The 17,513-nt window shown below is 63.8% G+C and carries 20 protein-coding genes and 1 tRNA gene; 5 read left to right on the top strand and 16 right to left on the bottom strand.

What is annotated here, in order from left to right:
- Positions 1 to 118: 118 nt before the first annotated feature.
- The 11 genes from LB552_RS05060 to LB552_RS05010 form a co-directional block, all read right to left on the bottom strand.
- Entirely contained in the window at positions 119 to 778 is a 660-nt protein-coding gene (locus LB552_RS05060; protein ID WP_095769340.1) for a DUF2161 domain-containing phosphodiesterase, read from the bottom strand.
- 68 nt (positions 779 to 846) lie between these two features.
- Entirely contained in the window at positions 847 to 2,124 is a 1,278-nt protein-coding gene (locus LB552_RS05055; protein WP_224602384.1) for an L-fuconate dehydratase, read from the bottom strand.
- Positions 2,125 to 2,176: 52 nt separating this feature from the next.
- Positions 2,177 to 2,908 (bottom strand): SDR family oxidoreductase, encoded by a 732-nt coding sequence (locus LB552_RS05050; protein WP_224545373.1) that lies wholly within the window; start codon positions 2,906 to 2,908, stop codon positions 2,177 to 2,179.
- Between the two features lie 18 nt (positions 2,909 to 2,926).
- Positions 2,927 to 3,373 carry a MaoC/PaaZ C-terminal domain-containing protein gene (locus tag LB552_RS05045; protein ID WP_224602382.1) on the bottom strand — a complete coding sequence of 149 codons (447 nt, stop codon included), beginning with the start codon at positions 3,371 to 3,373 and terminating at the stop codon, positions 2,927 to 2,929.
- A gap of 8 nt (positions 3,374 to 3,381) precedes the next feature.
- Positions 3,382 to 4,455: a Gfo/Idh/MocA family protein gene (locus LB552_RS05040; protein WP_224602381.1), complete on the bottom strand. Its 1,074-nt coding sequence runs from the start codon at positions 4,453 to 4,455 to the stop codon at positions 3,382 to 3,384.
- Complete coding sequence (locus LB552_RS05035) at positions 4,448 to 4,777, bottom strand: L-rhamnose mutarotase (RefSeq protein WP_135886830.1); 330 nt, start codon at positions 4,775 to 4,777, stop codon at positions 4,448 to 4,450. Before LB552_RS05035 ends, LB552_RS05040 begins: the two co-directional genes overlap by 8 nt.
- Positions 4,778 to 4,788: 11 nt before the next feature.
- A complete protein-coding gene (locus tag LB552_RS05030; RefSeq protein ID WP_224602378.1) occupies positions 4,789 to 5,901 on the bottom strand; it encodes a mandelate racemase/muconate lactonizing enzyme family protein in 1,113 nt (370 codons plus the stop codon).
- A gap of 1 nt (position 5,902) precedes the next feature.
- The gene (locus LB552_RS05025) at positions 5,903 to 7,000 is read right to left on the bottom strand and encodes an ABC transporter ATP-binding protein (protein WP_224602376.1); all 1,098 of its coding nucleotides are present in this window, start codon (positions 6,998 to 7,000) and stop codon (positions 5,903 to 5,905) included.
- 5 nt (positions 7,001 to 7,005) lie between these two features.
- Positions 7,006 to 7,872, bottom strand: coding sequence for a carbohydrate ABC transporter permease (locus LB552_RS05020; protein ID WP_224602374.1), 867 nt, complete (start codon positions 7,870 to 7,872; stop codon positions 7,006 to 7,008).
- A gap of 2 nt (positions 7,873 to 7,874) precedes the next feature.
- On the bottom strand, positions 7,875 to 8,771 hold the full coding sequence (locus LB552_RS05015) for a carbohydrate ABC transporter permease (protein WP_224602373.1): 897 nt from the start codon (positions 8,769 to 8,771) through the stop codon (positions 7,875 to 7,877).
- 133 nt (positions 8,772 to 8,904) lie between these two features.
- Positions 8,905 to 10,221, bottom strand: a complete 1,317-nt coding sequence (locus LB552_RS05010; protein ID WP_224602371.1) for an ABC transporter substrate-binding protein — start codon at positions 10,219 to 10,221, stop codon at positions 8,905 to 8,907.
- Between the two features lie 165 nt (positions 10,222 to 10,386).
- Between LB552_RS05010 and LB552_RS05005 the strand changes: the two genes are divergently transcribed.
- Both LB552_RS05005 and LB552_RS05000 read left to right on the top strand, forming a co-directional pair.
- Positions 10,387 to 11,175, top strand: coding sequence for an IclR family transcriptional regulator (locus LB552_RS05005; RefSeq protein WP_095769349.1), 789 nt, complete (start codon positions 10,387 to 10,389; stop codon positions 11,173 to 11,175).
- Between the two features lie 64 nt (positions 11,176 to 11,239).
- A complete protein-coding gene (locus LB552_RS05000) occupies positions 11,240 to 12,076 on the top strand; it encodes an amidohydrolase family protein (RefSeq protein ID WP_224602361.1) in 837 nt (278 codons plus the stop codon).
- A 40-nt stretch (positions 12,077 to 12,116) separates the two neighbouring features.
- Here LB552_RS05000 and LB552_RS04995 read toward each other — a convergent pair whose 3' ends face one another.
- The 3 genes from LB552_RS04995 to LB552_RS04985 are packed head-to-tail and all read right to left on the bottom strand — an operon-like array spanning position 12,117 to position 14,977.
- Positions 12,117 to 13,241 (bottom strand): ABC transporter substrate-binding protein, encoded by a 1,125-nt coding sequence (locus LB552_RS04995; protein WP_224603382.1) that lies wholly within the window; start codon positions 13,239 to 13,241, stop codon positions 12,117 to 12,119.
- Positions 13,242 to 13,261: 20 nt separating this feature from the next.
- The gene (locus LB552_RS04990) at positions 13,262 to 14,422 is read right to left on the bottom strand and encodes a CaiB/BaiF CoA transferase family protein (RefSeq protein WP_224602358.1); all 1,161 of its coding nucleotides are present in this window, start codon (positions 14,420 to 14,422) and stop codon (positions 13,262 to 13,264) included.
- Positions 14,423 to 14,425: 3 nt separating this feature from the next.
- Positions 14,426 to 14,977, bottom strand: a complete 552-nt coding sequence (locus tag LB552_RS04985) for a MaoC family dehydratase (protein WP_224602356.1) — start codon at positions 14,975 to 14,977, stop codon at positions 14,426 to 14,428.
- A gap of 221 nt (positions 14,978 to 15,198) precedes the next feature.
- On the opposite strand from LB552_RS04985, the gene LB552_RS04980 reads away from it, so the two are divergent.
- Positions 15,199 to 15,357: a hypothetical protein gene (locus LB552_RS04980; protein WP_224602354.1), complete on the top strand. Its 159-nt coding sequence runs from the start codon at positions 15,199 to 15,201 to the stop codon at positions 15,355 to 15,357.
- Between the two features lie 35 nt (positions 15,358 to 15,392).
- Here the strand turns inward: LB552_RS04980 and LB552_RS04975 are convergent, their stop codons facing one another.
- Positions 15,393 to 15,749: a hypothetical protein gene (locus LB552_RS04975; protein ID WP_224602352.1), complete on the bottom strand. Its 357-nt coding sequence runs from the start codon at positions 15,747 to 15,749 to the stop codon at positions 15,393 to 15,395.
- A 491-nt stretch (positions 15,750 to 16,240) separates the two neighbouring features.
- Here LB552_RS04975 and LB552_RS04970 point away from each other — a divergent pair, with 491 nt between their 5' ends.
- Positions 16,241 to 16,699 carry a YbhB/YbcL family Raf kinase inhibitor-like protein gene (locus LB552_RS04970; protein ID WP_224602350.1) on the top strand — a complete coding sequence of 153 codons (459 nt, stop codon included), beginning with the start codon at positions 16,241 to 16,243 and terminating at the stop codon, positions 16,697 to 16,699.
- A 63-nt stretch (positions 16,700 to 16,762) separates the two neighbouring features.
- The gene (locus tag LB552_RS04965) at positions 16,763 to 17,263 is read left to right on the top strand and encodes a DUF6496 domain-containing protein (protein ID WP_224545358.1); all 501 of its coding nucleotides are present in this window, start codon (positions 16,763 to 16,765) and stop codon (positions 17,261 to 17,263) included.
- A 55-nt stretch (positions 17,264 to 17,318) separates the two neighbouring features.
- On the opposite strand, the gene LB552_RS04960 is transcribed toward LB552_RS04965, so the two are convergent.
- Positions 17,319 to 17,394, bottom strand: a tRNA-Ala gene (locus LB552_RS04960).
- Positions 17,395 to 17,513 lie beyond the last annotated feature (119 nt).

The raw sequence follows: 17,513 nt of genomic DNA, 5'->3' as shown, positions 1-17,513 counted from the left end.
GTGGTTCAATGGTCCAACCAATTTCTGCACAGGCGGCGGGACGTGTCAACAGTCGAAACGAGGCTTGGCCGAACGGCGCGGATTTTCCGGTTCGTAGCGCCGAATCGGCAAATCGTTCTTACAACGTCACCGACATAGGTTGGATCGCCGCAAGGCCGGCTTCGGTCAGCGCGTAGACACCGCGCTCGGCCCTGGCGAACCAGCCATAGTAATTGTGCAGAAGGATGCTGGCGGCGCGCGGCGAGAGGGTTTTGAGATCGCGCGGCCGTTTCGGACCGTCGGCCAGGGCGGCGGCGCAGGCCAGCGCTTCCTGCCGGTAGGCGGTCATGATCGGCTTCTTGCGCGTGCTGCCGCCGATGGACGGATCGCCCTTGCGGCGGTGATGCTCCTCGACTAGGCGTGAGCGCCGCCTGGGATCCCGGCGCGGCGGCAAGGCGGCCGGACTGAGCAGCAGCTCCACCTCGCCCTTCTTGCCGACGCCTAGCAGGCCGAAGCCGAGGCGGCGGCAGAGCGCGCGGAAGCGGCGGTCATGCTCGCGGCCCTTGCCGCGCGCCGACATATAGGCGGCAAGCCACACCTCGTCGCAGGCCGCCGCGCGGTCGACGGCTTGCAGGACGAGCTCGAGGTTGAACTGCAGCTTCAACTCGCAGATGACGACAACCGGCGGCTCGCCGGCACGCACGCCGACCACGTCGCAGCCGCCGATCTCGCCCTTGACGGCGAAATCCAGGCTCTCGAGGAACCGCTTCACCGGCTCGTAGAGGGAAGTCTCCTGCATTCGGCAGGCATAGCCGATTCGCAGCGGTCCAGTCGCGCGGGCGTAGTAACAGTTTGCAGCGTCACCTTTCAGGGCCGATGCAGGTAGTCCTCGATTGACTGTGCCTTCATCTCGATCGAGAAGCCGGGCGCACGGGGCGGCATATAGGCGGCATCGCGGATCACGCAGGGTTCGATGAAATGTTCATGCAGGTGATCGACATATTCGATCACCCGTCCGTCCTTGCTGCCCGACACCGCGATATAGTCGATCATCGACAGATGCTGGACATATTCGCATAGACCGACGCCGCCGGCATGCGGCCAGACCGGCAGGCGGTATTTGGCGGCGATCAGAAGCACCGCCAGAACCTCGTTCAGCCCGCCCATGCGGCAGGAATCGATCTGCACGACGTCGATCGCGCCGCCGGCGATGAACTGCTTGAACATGATGCGGTTCTGGCACATCTCGCCGGTCGCGACCTTGATCGGCGCGACAGCCTTGCGGATCCTGGCGTGGCCGGCGATGTCGTCCGGGCTGGTCGGCTCCTCGATGAAGAAGGGTTTCGCGAAGGCGAGGTCCTTGAGCCAGTCGATCGCCTGGTCGACCTCCCAGACCTGGTTGGCGTCGATCATCAGGTAACGGTCCGGACCAATGACCTCGCGGGCGATCCTGAGACGGCGGATATCGTCGGCGCGGTCGCGGCCGACCTTCAGCTTGATGTGATTGAACCCCTCGTCGACCGCTTCCTGGCAAAGACGCCGCAGCTTGTCGTCGGGATAGCCGAGCCAGCCGGCAGAGGTGGTGTAGCAGGCATAGCCTTCGCGCTCGAGCGTGGCGATGCGCTCGGCCTTGTCCGTCTCGGCCTTCTTCAGGATCGCCAGCGCCTCGGCGGGCGTGATGGCGTCGGTGAGGTAGCGGAAATCGACGATGCGCACGATCTCTTCCGGGCTCATCTCTGCGACCAGCCGCCAGACCGGCTTTCCGGCTTCCTTGGCCCAGAGATCCCAGACAGCATTGACCACCGCGCCAACCGCAAGATGCATGGCGCCCTTGTCCGGCCCGATCCAGCGCAGCTGGCTGTCGCCGGTCACGTGGTGCCAGAAGCGGCCGGGATCCTCTTTCACCCAGTCGAGATCGAGCCCCACGACGAGGTGGCGCAGCGCTTCGATCGCCGCGCAGCAGATCTCGTTGCCACGACCGATGGTGAAGGTGAGGCCATGGCCTTTCAGCGGCGGAACATCGGTGTCGAGAATGACATAGGCAGCCGAGTAATCCGGGTCCGGATTCATCGCGTCCGAGCCGTCGAGGCTTTGCGATGTCGGGAAGCGCAGGTCGAAGGTCCTGAGGTCTGTGATTTTGGTCATTGCTGCCTCGTAACTGGCTTGCCTCACAACTCAACTGGCGGCCGAAACGGCCTCAGATCGACCAGCCGCCGTCGATATTATAGGCCTGCCCGGTCGTATAGGTGGCGCCGGCCAGGTAGACCGCAAGGTCGGCGATCTCCTCCGGCGTGCCGATCCTGCCCATCGGCTGGCGGGCGATGAAGGCGGCGCGCGCGGCCTCATAGTCGCCCTGCGCCTGCATGCGGCCCTGGAGCGAGGGGCTCTCGACGGTGCCCGGGCAGACGGCGTTGCAGCGAATGCCCTTGGCGACATAATCGGCGGCGATCGACTTGGTCAGGCCGATCACGGCTGCCTTGGTCACGCCGTAGGCGAAGCGGTTCGGCACGCCCTTCGGGGCGCCCGCCACCGACGCCATGTTGATGATCGAGCCATCGCCGCGCTCCAGCATGCCGGGCAGCACGGCGCGGATGGTCCGGATCATGGCGCGCACATTAAGATTGAAGGCAAAGTCGAGATCCTCGTCCTTCATCTCCAGGATCGAGCCGGCATGGACGAAGCCGGCGCAGTTGAACAGCACGTCGACTTGGCCGATCTCGGCGAAGGCGGCCTTCACCGCCTCGTCGTTCAGCACGTCGAGTTTTCGCGTCGTGATGCCAGGCGTCTTGCCAAGCTCGGCCAGGGCCGCCTCGTTGATGTCGGTGGCGTGGACGATCGCGCCGGCTTTGGCGAAAGCCAGCGCGCTTGCCCGTCCTATGCCCTGCGCGGCGGCCGTGACGACCACGACCTTGCCAGTGATATCCGCCATGTTCTTTGTCTCCGTCTTTCAGCCGGGCCGTCGCTCGACGATGTAGATGTGATCCGCCGCCAGCACGACCTCGTCGCGCTGGTTCAAAACCTCAACGCGTTCAACGACGCGTCCCGCGTTTGGCCGTTTTGGGTCGTCTTCCTTGGCGGCGATGGTGGTGCGCGTGCGGATCGTGTCGCCGATGAAGACCGGCTTGATGAAGCGCAGGCGGTCGTAGCCGTAGGAGAAGGCGACGGGATTGACGACGCTCGCCGTCAGCCCGACACCGACCGAGAAGACCAGCGTGCCATGTGCGATGCGCTGGCCGAAGGGCGTCGCCTTCATGAACTCGGCGTCCATGTGATGCGGGAAGAAATCGCCGGTGTGGCCAGCATGGACGACGAAGTCCGTCTCGGTGATGGTGCGGCCGCTGGTGAGGCGCGACGAGCCGATCTCGTAGTCCTCGAAATAGGTGGTCTGTTCCATGTCCGGCCTTACGGCTTTGCAGCCAGCGGCGTCGCCGGCGCGGCACTCGATTTATAGGCGGCCTCGACCAGCGCCATTGTGTGCCAGGCGTCCTCGACGGAGCTGACCAGCTCCGCGTCTTCGCCGGATGCGAAGCGCTGGACATTGGCCATGCGGCCGACAAAGGCATCGGGGAACCATTCGCCGGCGAGCGGCACAGTGACCCACTCCGACCCGCCTTTCGGATAGATTTCCAGAATGTCCGGCTCGCCGCGCGGATAGTCGAGGTTGAGGCCGAGCTTGACATAGGCCGCGCCCTCGGTGCCGCAGATGCGGAACTCGCAGGCCTGGTAGCGGCGCCCGTATTTGTGGTCGTGATTGATCGAGAGCGCGCAGCGCACCGTATCGCCGTAGTCCAGTATGGCGCTGGTGCGCGTCTGCGCCACCTTGTGGTTGGGGTGGCCGAGCGTCTTGGCGTGCACGCCCAGCGGATTGCCGAGAAGCTGGCGGATCAGGTCGAGATAATGGATCGAATGCATGGCGATTTCGACGCGCGGCGCCTTGAGCAGGAATTCCCAGAGCTGCCAGGGCGTATCGAGCGCCAGAAGCGCGTCGAAATCGACGACCTCGCCCAGCCATCCACGGGCGATGGCGTCCTTCAGCGCCAGCATCATCGGCGCGAAGCGGAGCTGGAAATTGACCGCCGCCTTGAGCTGCTTGGCGCGGCAGATCTCGAGAATTTCCGTCGCTTCGCCGAGATAGTTGCCCATCGGCTTCTGGATCAATGCCACGGCGCCATCCGGCAGGGCCTTCAGCACCTCGGCATGCCGGCCCGGCGGCGTAGCGAGGTCGAAAATCGCGTCCGTCACGGCGGCCGCTTCCTCGACCGAACGGAATGCCGTCACGTCCCATGTGTCAGCCAGTTTTTGCGCCTTGGCCTGATCCGGATCGTAGAGGCCGGAAATCGGGAAGCCGGCCTTACGATAGGCGGGAAAATGCGCGTCGCCGACGATCGAGCCGGCGCCGAACGTGACGATCGAGCGCGGTTTTAAAGGCTTCGGCCAGGACTGCGCCAGCGATGCCGGATCGAAGGCATCAGTCATAATGGAAGACCTCGTCCATCGAGGCCCACCACTCGCCTTCCTTCCGCGTCTCAAGCGGCTCCTGACAGGGCATGCAAACGGACCACCATTCCTGCGTCTTCGGGTCGGCGGCCATCTTGGCCATGTCGGCGGCGTAGTCGGTGCCGTGATATTCGAAATAGGAGAAAAGCAGGTTCTCCGGCCGCTTCAGGTAGATCGAATAGTTCTTGATGTTGCAGGCCGAGATCATGGTCAGCACGTCCGGCCAGACGGCAGCGTGAAGGCGGACATATTCCTCGACCTTCTCAGGCTTCAGGCCCAGTACCATTCCCATGCGCTGCATCATCCGTCTCCCTATTTCACGATCGCCGTGGTGAACTCGGCGATGCTCTTTGCCTTCACGGCGTCCCAATCCCAGTCGACGCCGATGCCGGGCTTGCCAGGCGCCAGCGCATGGCCATTCTCGATGCGCATCTTGGCGCCCGTCAACTCGTCGAGCTGCGGAATATATTCGACATATTTGCCGTTCTGGACGGCGCAGACCAGGCTGACATGCAACTCCATCAGGAAATGCGGGCAGACCGGCATGTCGAAAGCCTCCGCCGCGTGGGCGACTTTCAGCCAAGGGGTGATGCCGCCGATGCGACCGGCATCGACCTGGACGATGTTGCATGCACCCTTCTGCATGTATTCGCGAAAATGCCTTATCGAATAAAGCGACTCGCCGACCGCGATCGGCGTCGCGGTCGAGTTCGACAGCCGCACATGGCCGTCTATGTCGTCGGCCGGCAGCGGCTCCTCGATCCAGGCGAGATCGAGCTCGCGCAGGCGCTCGGCGCGGCGGATCGCCTCGTCGACGGAAAAGCCCTGGTTGCAGTCGGTCATGATCTCGTAGCCGTCGCCGACCGCCTTGCGCACCGCCGACAGCCGCGCGACGTCCTCTGAACCGTGTGGCTTTCCGATCTTCACCTTGGAGCCGGCAAAGCCCTTGGCCTTCGCTTCCAGCGCATCGTCGACCAGTGCCTGCGTCTCTATATGCAGCCAGCCGCCCTCTGTCGTGTAGAGCGGGCAGCGGTCCTTGGCACCGCCGGCGAGCTTCCAGAGCGGCAGGTTCTGCTTCCTGCCGCGCAGGTCCCAAAGGGCGGTGTCGATGGCGGCCAACGCAATCGCCGTGATGGCGCCGATGGTGGTGGCGTGGGTGGCGAATTCGAGATCGTGCCAGATCGCCTCGATCCGGTCGGCGTCGCAGCCGATCAGGCGCGGCGCAAGATGGTCGGCCAGAAGCCGCATAACCGACGAGCCGCCGGTGCCGATCGTATAGCTGTAGCCGGTGCCCGATGCGCCGTCGGCATCGGTGATGGTGACGATCGGCGTCTCCTGGCTGACGAAGCTCTGGATGGCGTCGGTGCGCTTCACCTTCGGCACGAGGTCGACCATGCGCAGCTCGATTTTCTCGATTTTCGCCATGTCAGCTCCTCAGCGACTTGCCGGTTTCGGCGGAGAACAGATGCGCGCGGCTCAAGTCGAAGCTCATGCCGATCCTGTCGCCTGCTTTCAGCGGCTTGGGATTGAGCATGCGCGAGACCCAGTCGGTGCCGTTGAACTCGGCGAAGACCAGCGTTTCGTTGCCGAGCGGCTCGGTGATGCTGACCGGCAGCTCGATACGATGGACTTCCGCTTCGCCGCCTGAGCTCAAGCCGTGGCCGGTCGGATAGAAATCGTCGGGACGGATGCCGAACACGACCTTGTCGCCGGCAGCCGTCTTCGACTTGAACTGGCCGGGCAGCGGCAGGCTGTCGCCGCCGCCGAACATCAGTCGCCCGTCGCTCACCGTCGCCTGGTGCAGGTTCATCGGCGGCGAGCCGATGAAGCCGGCGACGAAGTGGGTCGCAGGCCGGCTGAACACCTCGTCCGGCGTGCCGACCTGCTCGATATGGCCCGAGCGCATGATGACGATGCGGTCGGCCAGCGTCATCGCCTCGACCTGGTCGTGGGTGACATAGATCACCGTCGACTTGACCTTGGCGTGCAGCTTCTTGATCTCGGTGCGCATCTGCGTGCGCAGCTTGGCGTCGAGGTTGGAGAGCGGCTCGTCGAACAGGAAGACATCCGGATCGCGCACGATGGCGCGGCCCATGGCGACGCGCTGGCGCTGGCCGCCCGAGAGCTGCGAGGGGCGGCGCTCGAGCAGTTCGTCGAGGCCGAGGATGGCGGAGGCTTCGGCGACGCGCCGGTCCATGTCGTCCTTGGCCGCACCCGCGATCTTCAAGGAGAAGCCGAGATTCTCGCGCACCGTCATGTGCGGGTAGAGCGCGTAGGACTGGAACACCATGGAGATGTTGCGCGAGCGCGGCGGCAAGTCGTTGACCATGCGCCCGCCGATGTCGATCGTGCCGCCGCTGATGTCCTCGAGGCCGGCGATCATGCGCAACGTCGTCGACTTGCCGCAGCCGGAGGGGCCGACCAGCGCGATGAATTCGCGGTCGGCGATATCGAGATCGATGCCGTGCACAATCTCCATGTTGCCGTAGCGCTTGGTGAGCTGTTTCAGCGAAACCGTTGCCATGGAAATCAACCTTTCACCGCGCCGGAGGTCAGGCCGCCGACGAGGTGTTTCTGGACGATATAGGTGAGGGTCAGCGCCGGGATGATCATTACCACGGCCAGCGCGCACATGCCGCGCCAGTCGATGGTGAACTCGGCCGTATAGTCGAGTAGGCCGACCGGCAGCGTCTTGGAATTGACGGAACGAGTGAGTTGCGAGGCCAAAGCGAACTCGTTCCAGCAGGTGAGGAAGGCGAAGATGGCGGCCGAGGCGATGCCCGGACGCGCCAGCGGAAATTCGACCTGCCAGAACGCCTGCCAGCGCGTGCAGCCGTCGATCTGGGCTGCTTCGGCAAGGTCCTTCGGCACTTGGCGGAAGAAGCCGTCGATCAGCCAGATGGTGAACGGCACGTTGAGCGCGACATAGGCCAGGATCATGCCGATATGAGTGTCGATGATGCCCAACCGCACATAGAGGAAGAACAAGGGCAGCGAGAGCGCGATGCCGGGCACGGTGCGCGTCAGCATCAGGCCGAGGAACATGCCCGACTTGCCGCGGAAGCGGTAGCGCGCGAAGGCGTAGCCGCCGGCCATGCCGATGGCCACCGCGATCGCCGTCGAGGTGACCGAGATGATCAGCGAGTTGCGGAAATAGTCGAGCACCGGGATGCCGCCTTTGCCGATGCCGCTGAACATGGCGACATAGGCGTCGACGGACAGCTGCTGCGGAATCCAGACCGGCGGCTTGGCCATGATCTCGACCGTGGGCCTCAGCGACGACAGCACGATCCAGATGCCCGGCAGGCAGATCACCAGCATGGCAAGGAATAGGCCGACGCGGTGCGCGACGGTGAGCGCGCGGCGCGTGAGGCGGGCGGAGGCGTTCTCGTCCATTCTCACCACTCAGCGCCGATCTGCGCACGCGCCGCGGCGAGCTTGTTGTAGAAATAGACGGTGAAGGCGATCGACAGCAGGATCGAGAAATAGGCCATCGCATTGGCGAGGCCCATGCGGGCATCGCTGTAGGCGGTGCGCCCGACCAGCGTCCACAACAGCTCCGTGCGGCCGGCCGGGCCGCCGTCGGTCATGATCTTGACGATGTCATAGGCGCGCGCCACGTCCAGCGAACGGATCGTCATGGCGATATAGGCGAAGGGCATGACGAAGGGCCATGTGACATAGCGGAAGGTCTGCCAGGGCGTGCAGCCATCGACGCGGGCCGCCTCTATCGGCTCCTTGGGCATGGCGAGCAGGCCAGCCAGGATCAGAATCGCGAAGATCGAGGTCGACGACCAGATCTCGGCGATCGAGATGGCGATGAAGGCGAGATGGCCTTCGATCAGCCACGGGATGGCGTCCTCAGTGATGCCCAGCGACTGCAGCGCATTGTTCACCAGGCCGATATTGTCGTTGAACATGAATTTGAACTGGAAGCCGACGAGGATCGGCGAGAACATCATCGGGAACATCATCAGCGTGCGCAGGATGCGCTGGCCGCGCGTTGCCTTCTCGACCAGCATGGCCAAGCCGAGGCCGAGCAGCATCTCGAGGTTGAGCGCGATGGTGAGCAACAGAACGGTGCGGCCGAAGGCCCACCAGAAATCCGCATTGGTGAGGATCGACAGATAGTTCCTGAAGCCGACGAAGACGAAAAAGGTCTCGGGCCGCGTCAGGCGAAACGGCGTGAAGCTGGAATAGAGCGACAGGATCAACGGCAGCACCACGACCGCCGCCAGCACGATGATGGCCGGGAGCAGCAGCAGAAACGGCGCGGATGGCTTGAGGCCCTTCATCGGTATCCTGTGGGGTATTGCATTCAATTCGGGCCGTCGCGGGCATGGCCCCGGCCGGGGCGGAAAGTCGGCAGCGACGAGACGCTGCTGCCTCCCCCATTCACGATGGGGGAGGCAGCCTTGGGAGCGCTGCTTAGAGCTTGCCGGCGTCCTGCAGGATCTGCGTCGCCTTGGCGGCGGCGTCGTCCAGCGCCTGCTTGGACGTCTTGTCGCCAAGGATCGCCGCCTGCAGTTCGGGGTAGACGGCGTTGGAGATCTCGATCCACTCAGGCGTCTGCGGCACGGCGAAGGCGTGCTTGGCTTCCTCCTGGAAAGCGGCAAGGACCTCCTTCTTGTAAGGATCGTTTTCAGCCTGCTTCAGGTCCCAATCCCAGACCGCGGTGCGGGTCGGCAGCGGGCCAGCGGCGGCTTCCAACTTCTGGCTGTCCTCATTGGTCAGCCACCACGCCAGAGAGGCGGCGGCTTCCTTGTTCGGGCAGTTCTCGGTCACTGAGAAGCCATGGAAACCCGACCAGCCGGTGCGCTTGCCGGAAGAACCCTTGGGCGCGACCTTCACGCCGACATTGCCGGCGACCTTCGAGGACTTCGGATCGTTGAAGAAGCCGGCCCAGCCCGGCCAGTCGAGGTTGATCGCCACGGTGCCCGAGGCGAAGCCCTGGCCGAGATCGTCCCAAAGATAGTTCGTGGTGCCGGCCGGCACGGCCTTGGCCTTGTAGAGGTTGACGAACCAGTCCAGCGCTCGGATGCCCGCCTCGGAGTTGAAGACGGGCTTGCCGTCCTTGTCGAGATATTCGCCGCCCTCGGCGACCACCATCTCGTAGAAGCGGCCGTTGATCGCCTCTTCCTTGCCGGCGAACTGCGTGCCGTAGAAATTGGGTGGGTTGGCAAAGAACTCGGCCTGGTCGGTCACTTCCTTCCAGGTGTCGGGCGGCGCAAGGTCGTAGCCGTATTTGGCCTTGAACTTGGTCTTGTTGTCGGCGTTCTCGTAGAGGCTCTTCTGGTAATAGAGCGCCGAGACGTCGAACTGCGCGCGCGGCAGCATCTCGAGCTTGCCGTCGATGGTCGCGGCCTTGATCGTCGAGGGCACGAAAGCGTCGATCTCTTCCTTCGGCAAGAGCTTGCTGAGGTCGGTGTAAAGGCCGGTATATTGCGGCGCGAAGGAAGAATGGTTCCAACCGACGCACCAGTTGGTGCTGCCCGAGGCGATGTCGGACTTCAGCTCCTTGTCGATATCGAAGCCGTTCTTCTTGGTCAGGATGTTGACCTTGGCGCCGGTCGCCTTCTCCCATTCGGGGATGCGCTCGTAGAGCTTTTCATATTGCTGGCCGCCGATCAGCTTCACGTCGATCGTCACGCCCGGAAATTTGCCGGGCAGATCGGCCGAAAAAGCCGTGCCGCCGAGCAGCAGGCCAGCCAGGCCGGCGGAAATGCCTAGAACCAGTCTCGTCATGTTCTCCTCCCATGGGCTCGCGGCGACGATCCGCCGGGTGCGCGACCGATCGCTTAAGCTTCATTCATATGCAAATAGCATTTTCATTCCCGGGTCAAGGCGAATGTGCTTCCAGCGGAATGAAGTTCATGCATATATGCAGATCGAAATTCACTGGAGGGACGGGTGGCAGAGGAAGAAGACGGGGACCGCTACCGCGCGCCGGCGCTGGACAAGGGGCTGGATATTCTTGAGTTGTTGTCCAGCGTGGACGGTGGGCTGACGCAGGCGGAGATCGCAAAGCGGCTCGACCGCAGCCCGAACGAGTTCTACCGCATGCTCGACCGCCTGGTGCGGCGCGGCTATGTCACCAAGATCGACGGCGACCGTTACTCGCTGACGCTCAAGCTCTTCGGCCTCGCGCAATTGCACGCACCGGTTCGCCGGCTGGTGTCCTATGCGACGCCGATCATGCGGGAGCTGGCCGAAACCTCATCGCAGGCCAACCAGTTGGTGGTGTTCGACCGCGGCGCCGCCGTGGTCATCGCGCAGCAGGAAGCGCCGCGCTATTGGGGCATCTCGATCCGCGTCGGCTCGCATATCAGCTTGTTCGACACTGGTTCCGGCCATGTGCTGCTTGCCTTCCGCTCGCCCGAAGAGCGCAAGATGATGATCGCCGAGCATCTACAGAGCACTGAGCATCTCAATCTGACGCCGGAATTCTTCGCCCGCCTCGACCAGGTGCGCGACCGCGGCTACGAGATGATGGCGTCGCTGCAGACCGCCGGCGTCTACAATCTTTCGACGCCAGTGCTGGGGCCGGACGGCAGAGCCATCGCGGCGCTGACCATTCCCTACATCACCTTGGTCAACGCGCCCACGGCGCCGGACATCACACTGACGATCCGGCATCTGCAGGATGCAGCGGCAAGGCTCTCGCAGCTCGCCGGATCGGATGTGCCACAATCGTCGTAATTTCTTATTTGAATAATAGATTTTTCGGCGAGATAGTGTCGGAAGCCCGGGAGGATACGCCGCCATGATCATCGACACGCATCTGCACCTCATCGACCAGAGCGCGCTTCGCTATCCATGGCTTGCCGGTGTGCCGGCGCTGAACCGCGATTTCTCCTATGCCGAATATGCCGCCGATGCGCGGCGCTCAGGCATTGAAGCCGTGTTGCATATGGAGGTCGACGTAGACCCCGCCGACATCGCCGCCGAGACGGCGCAGGTCAAGTCGATCGCCGGCCAGGCGGGCAGCCTAGTCAAGGGCGCGATCGCCGCCTGCAGGCCGGAAGAGACCGGTTTCGAGGCCTATCTGGCAACGGTCAAGGCCGACCCGTTCATCAAGGGTTTCCGCCGCGTGCTGCATGTCGTGCCCGACGATCTGTCGGAAGGGGCGCTGTTTCGCCAGAACATCAAGCGGCTGGCCGAAACCGGCCTGACCTTCGACCTGGTGGTGCTGCCGCATCAGATCCCGAAGGCGATGGCGCTTGCCGATCTCGCGCCCGACGTGCAGTTCATCCTCGATCATTGCGGCGTGCCCGACATCAAGGGCAATGCCGAGCATCCGTGGCGCGAGCATATGGAAGCGATCGCCAAGCGTCCGAATGTCGTCGGCAAGATCTCCGGCGTCATCGCCTATGCCGATCCGGCAACGTGGACGGTCGACACGCTTCGACCCTATGTCGAGCACACGATAGGCTCGTTCGGCTGGGACCGGGTGATCTGGGGCAGCGACTGGCCGGTCTGCACGCTGGGCGGCGGGCTCACGACATGGATTGCCGCCACGCATGCGCTGCTTGCCGGCACAAGCGACTCGGAGCGGACACGGCTGCTCTCGGGAAATGCGCGCCGTCTCTGGCGGATATAGACGTCAAGCTCGCGGAGCGTCGCGGCCACAATCGGCACATCTAGCCAGCGGCTGGCGCGAAACTCTCCCGGAACAGGCGATTGATGTCAGCGACGACATAACCGGCGTCCTGCCGGCCGGCAAGGCCTTCATTGATGCGGTCCGAAGCCAGCTGCTGGAAGGCCATGTAGCCGTCATGGCGCGGGCGGACCCAGGCGCCCTCGAGTGTCGCCCGCGTAGCGCGATAGAAGTCGCCGGTCGGGGCGTTGACGGCATCATCTTCCCAGGCTGCGGCGTGGCCGGGCTGGCCGCCGGCGGCGGCATAAGGGCCGCGCTGCACGTCGCCGCTGGCGATCCAGTAGGCGAAGTCGATTGCCGCCTGGCGCTGGGCGGAAAAGGCGGAGACGGCAATGCCGGTGCCGCCAAGCGCCGAGCCGACCGGGCCGTTGCCGCCGGCGACCGGCATGTCGGCGAAGGCGAGGCGGTGCGGGCGGAAACCCGCCACCGCATAGGGAACATAGCCATAGATCAGCGGCGCGCAGGCGATGCGCGAGCCGGGCTCTACCATTTTCTCGAAGACGGCGATCGGATCCATCATCGGGCATGCGGGATCGACCAGCGCCGCAATCTCACGCAGCATCTCCAAGGCGGTTTCGCCGGTCTCGCCATCGACAAGGTCGGCCGAACCGTCGACTATGCATGGCCGGCCGAGATCGGCGGCCAAAGTGTAGAAGCACATCAGCGAATGCGGCGGCCGCAGCGGCAAGAGCACGCGGCCCTGCTCGGCAAGCGCCAGCACTTCGGTCCAGATCGCCGGTGCGGCCTCGATCAGATCGGGCCGCCAGGCCTGCACCTGGGTCGCGGCGTCGATCGGGAAAGCCCATTGCCGGCCCTGCCAGGTGTAGCTCGGATAGGATTTGCCGACGCTTGCCGCAGCCAGCGCCTCGCGCTCCGCCTCGCGTCCCGGCATATCGAGCGGCGCCAGGCATTTCTCGGCGGTGATCTGGCCGACATGCGGGTGGTCGATGACGATCAAATCATAGGCGCGGGCGAGCTCTTCCACCGGGAAGGATTCGAAATCCTGCAGCGAACGCTTTTCCCATTCGATCGAGACGCCGGTCTTTTCCTGCCACAGCGCCGAGCACGCCACCATCGGGTCATAGCCGCGCGGATGCCTCCAGGTCATGCCTTTCAACGAAATACCGCTCACAGGCCGAACTCCGCGCGGATTTTCTCGCTGTGCTCGCCGATGCGCGGGGCGGCCCGATCCACCTTGGCGCGCGCGCCGTCGACGCGCAGCGGTGAACGCGTGGTGAGGATCGACACGTTGTCCTCGCGTGTCACGGTCTGCAGCATGTCCAGGGTCTTGAAGCCCTCGCTCTGCATCAGCTCCGGCCAGGTCAGCACCTTGGCGCACCAGACGTCGGCGGGCTCGAGGACCGCCAGCCATTCGTCGACGGTCTTCTCGGCGATGCGCCTGGCGATGATCGCCTTGATCTCGTCGCGGGCGGTGAACCAGGTCTCCGGCTTGTCGCGGAACGGGTCTAGCTCGGGCAGTTCGAGCAGGGCGGCTATCTTCGGGATCGGCGTCATGGCAATCGCCAGGTAGCCGTCGTTGGCCGGATAGATGCCGTAAGGCGCCGAGAGATAAGCGTGGGCGCTGCGGAAGGACGAGCGCTTCGGCAGGCGGCGGCCGTCGTTGAGATGCGTGGTCAGCACCTCGAACTGGAAATCGACCAGCGCCTCGAGCAGGCTGGTTTCGACATGGCCGCCCTCGCCCGTGATGCCGCGCCGCACCAGCTTGGCCAGAATGCCTTGGGCGCAAGCGGCGCCCGCCAGCATATCGGCGATCGCCAGGCCGAACGGCACCGGTCCCTGCTCCTCGTCGCCGTTCAGCCACATCACGCCGGAACGAGCCTGCGCGAGCAGATCCTGCCCAGGGCGCTTCACCCATGGCCCTTCCTCGCCATAGCCGCTGATCGAGGCATAGACGAGCCGGGGGTTGATCGTGCTGACATGCTCATAGTCGAGGCCGAGGCGCTCAATGACGCCCGGCCGGAAATTCTGGATCAGCACGTCGGCCTTGGCGACCAGACCGCGCAGCGCGGCGAGGTCGGCTTCGTTCTTCAAATCGACGGCAAGGCTCTCCTTGCCGCGGTTGATGGCGTGGAAAATGGTGGAATCGCCGCCGATCTCGGTGTCGCTGAGATAGAGCCGGCGCGACAGATCGCCGCCGTCGGGCCGCTCGATCTTGATGACGCGCGCGCCGAGGTCGAGCAGGCGCAGCGAACAATAGGGGCCCGACAGGAACTGGCTCATGTCGATGACGACGAGGCCGGTTAGCGGAAGTTCTTTGTCAGCGGCCACGTTTCACTTCTCGGTCTTGCCGACGAAATCGGCCGGGTTCTTGTATTTCACGGTCTGCAGATGCTCGCAGTAGAGCACCAGCTCCCCTTCACCCTTGAAGACTTCATAGCTGGCGCGGATCAGGCCCATATCCTGGTAGCGCGGCTTTTTGTCGAGGTTGGTGCGGATCGAATAGATGGTGTCGCCGATGAAGACCGGCTTGATGAAGCGCAGTCTGTCGTAGCCATAGGAAAAGGCGTTGATGCAGTTGGTGGCGACCAGGCCGAGCCCGGCCGAAAAGACGAAAGCGCCCGCCACCAGCCGCTTGCCGAAGATGCCTTCCTTCTCGGCGAACATCTGGTCCTGCACGTAAGGATGGATGTCCAGCACCAACGCGTTGAACATATGGCTTTCGCCCTCGGCGATGGTGCGGCGAAGCGAGCGGATTTGGTGGCCGACCTGCCAGTCCTCGTAGAACCAGTTTTCCGAATTCCAGACAGGGATTTCGGCATGCGCCTCAGGCATGTCGGCAGGATGCGTCGAGGCGACACCGACGGTCGGCGAGAATGCGCTCATGATCCTCTCCGGGAGCTTCCGGCGCGGCCTGCAAAGCGGTTCCGGGCGCGATGCCGGATGACGAGATGCATGGTCGCTTTCCTCCCACTGTTTTCTTTTGTGAATAATATTTTCACATATGGGATTACCTTGCAAGCGACGATCGGCGAAATTTTCGCAAGCCGGTACCAGCGGAGGAGCCGCCGGCGAACGCCAGGGAAGATCGATGCAAAGCGCCTGTCTTGCCTTTGTTGGCAGCCTCAATCGCGAGGCGCCTACTTCCAGGGCGCGGCGCCTACGCCTTCGACGAGGCGACGCTCGCCGTGCAGAAGCTTGCCGAGACCGACGAGGTCGGAACGCCGATGTGCGTGCGGATCATCGAGGACCGGCTTCAATCCTGATCTTAGCGAGTGGAGTTCTTAGCGACTGACTTTGCTCACTGGCTGATCCGCGCGAACGAGCCGGTATAGGTCTGGCCGGCTAGCGCGTAGGTGACGTTGAGCGTTCCCGGCGACGGCATCGTGGCGGTGATGTCGGCGCCGTTCGGCAGGCGCCCGAGCTTCAACGTACTGCCGGAAATCCTGCCGGAGCCGTCGGCCACACCCGGCTTGTTGTCGGCCAGATCGCCCCATGCGTAGCTGGCCGTCACCTGCCCGCCTGAAGACACGGTCAGGATCGCCAGCTTGCCGTCATACATGCCGTTGAGCTGCCCCGCCCATATGCCGGAGAATGCGGCGTATCTGGCGGGAACGCCCTTGCCGGGTGGAACGATCGCGGCCGCCTCATCCAGCACCGCCGAATTCGGTGAGGCCGGAGCGGGAGCGGCGGCCGGAGCGGGTTGCGGGTCAGCAACAGGCTGTGTGTCCGGGGTCGATTGACAAGCAGCAAGCGCGACCGCAATGCAAAGCATCGACAAGAGATTGTTTTGTCGCGCAAGCAGCCCGGATCGAACACGTCCCTGCGCCGGATTTCCACCCAAAGCCGGAATTCTCATAAGCATCCCTCTGACAGGAAGCCCTTAGCCTAGTTGCGGCCACCAGCATAGGGATTTCCTCCGGCGCTTGTTTCGCCGGGATACGAGCTGCGTTCGCTTCCGTTGGAGCAGCTTCCCGACATCTCGACTTGCTGGCATCCATCGACGCTCCGTCGCGGGCATGACGCCGGAACTCCCGCCAATGCCCCGCGTTCCAAAAGAAACCAGTAGCGAGCGCGCTCCGCCAATCCGAGCAAAGATCGTTCGTGAATTCTTCGAGAAGAACGCGATAGGTACACGGAGGTCCAGCCATGGCTTTCACGCTTGAGAGTCCAGCCTTTGAAAACGGCCATACCATTCCCGAGTCGTATGTCCGCAACGGAGGCAATTTGTCGCCTCCCCTGCGGTGGAAGAACGCACCGGCCGGGACCAAAAGCTTCCTGCTCGTTGTCGAGGATCCCGATGCGCCGCGCGGCATGTTTCGCCATTGGGCGGTCTACGACATTGCCGTCGGGCGAGACCGCTTGCCGGAAGGCACCGCTGGACCGGAAACTTTCCACCAAGCCGTGAACGACTTCGGCAATGCCCATTATGACGGTCCCCAGCCGCCAAAAGGGCACGGCGTTCACCATTATCACTTCCGCCTTTCGGCACTCGACGTTGAGGCGCTGGAAACCGGCGGAGAACCGGAAATCGCGAATCTTCTGGCCCAGGCGGAGCCGCATATGATCGCCACTGCCGACCTCGTCGGCACATATGAAAGCCGCTGATGCGCGATCCGACGCATCCTGTCGGCATTCGATCATGCCCCCGTTCGAACGAGGAGAAAGACAATGCCGGACAAGAAAACCATCGAAAAGGCGCGCGAGGACAAGCGCGAAGGCAAGTCGGCTAGCACGCAGGCCGGTGAATTCGTTCACGCGGAAATCGACAAGGTCCGCAAAGGCAAGCACGGCGCCCGCTCCACCAAACAGGCGATCGCCATCGGCCTTTCGGAGGCGCGCCGCGCGGGCGTCGACCTGCCGCCCCCCAAAAAAGGAGATGTGAAGGAGACCACACGCAAGAGCGCCAAATATGCTTACGAGGCAGGCCAGGGCGAACGGAAGCCAAAGCGCCAGCCGAAGGTCTCGAAGGCGGTATCGAAGGTGCTCGAGGGCGAGCCGAAGGGCACCGCCTCCCACAAGGCTCTGTCGAAGCAGGCCAAGAGCGCCGCATCCGGCCGCACGGCCGAAGAGCGGTCGGCGGCGGCAAGGAAAGCCGCTGAGACCAAAGGCGCCGCCGGACGATCGGCGGCAGCGCGAAAAGCAGCCAGAACCCGCGCCCAGCACGGTTAGAGCAATTTCAGGTCGAGCGGTTGCCCGTTCGTGCAGCAGTTCAGGAAGGACTGTTTGGTGGAGCCAATCGGAATCGAACCGACGACCTCTTGAATGCCATTCAAGCGCTCTCCCAACTGAGCTATGGCCCCACTCCCGGCAGTCGGCCGGCGCCGTTTCCGGCGAAGAGATCCGGCGCGATTGGGAACCGCGCCGTCGTTTAGTGCTGGCGGCTTCTAGCGCCGCCTTCGGTCAAGATCAAGCCTTGAAA

Origin of the sequence: Mesorhizobium sp. CA7 (genome assembly GCF_020165015.1) — a bacterium.
Classification (GTDB): domain Bacteria; phylum Pseudomonadota; class Alphaproteobacteria; order Rhizobiales; family Rhizobiaceae; genus Mesorhizobium.
This window is presented reverse-complemented; position numbering and strand designations above follow the sequence as displayed.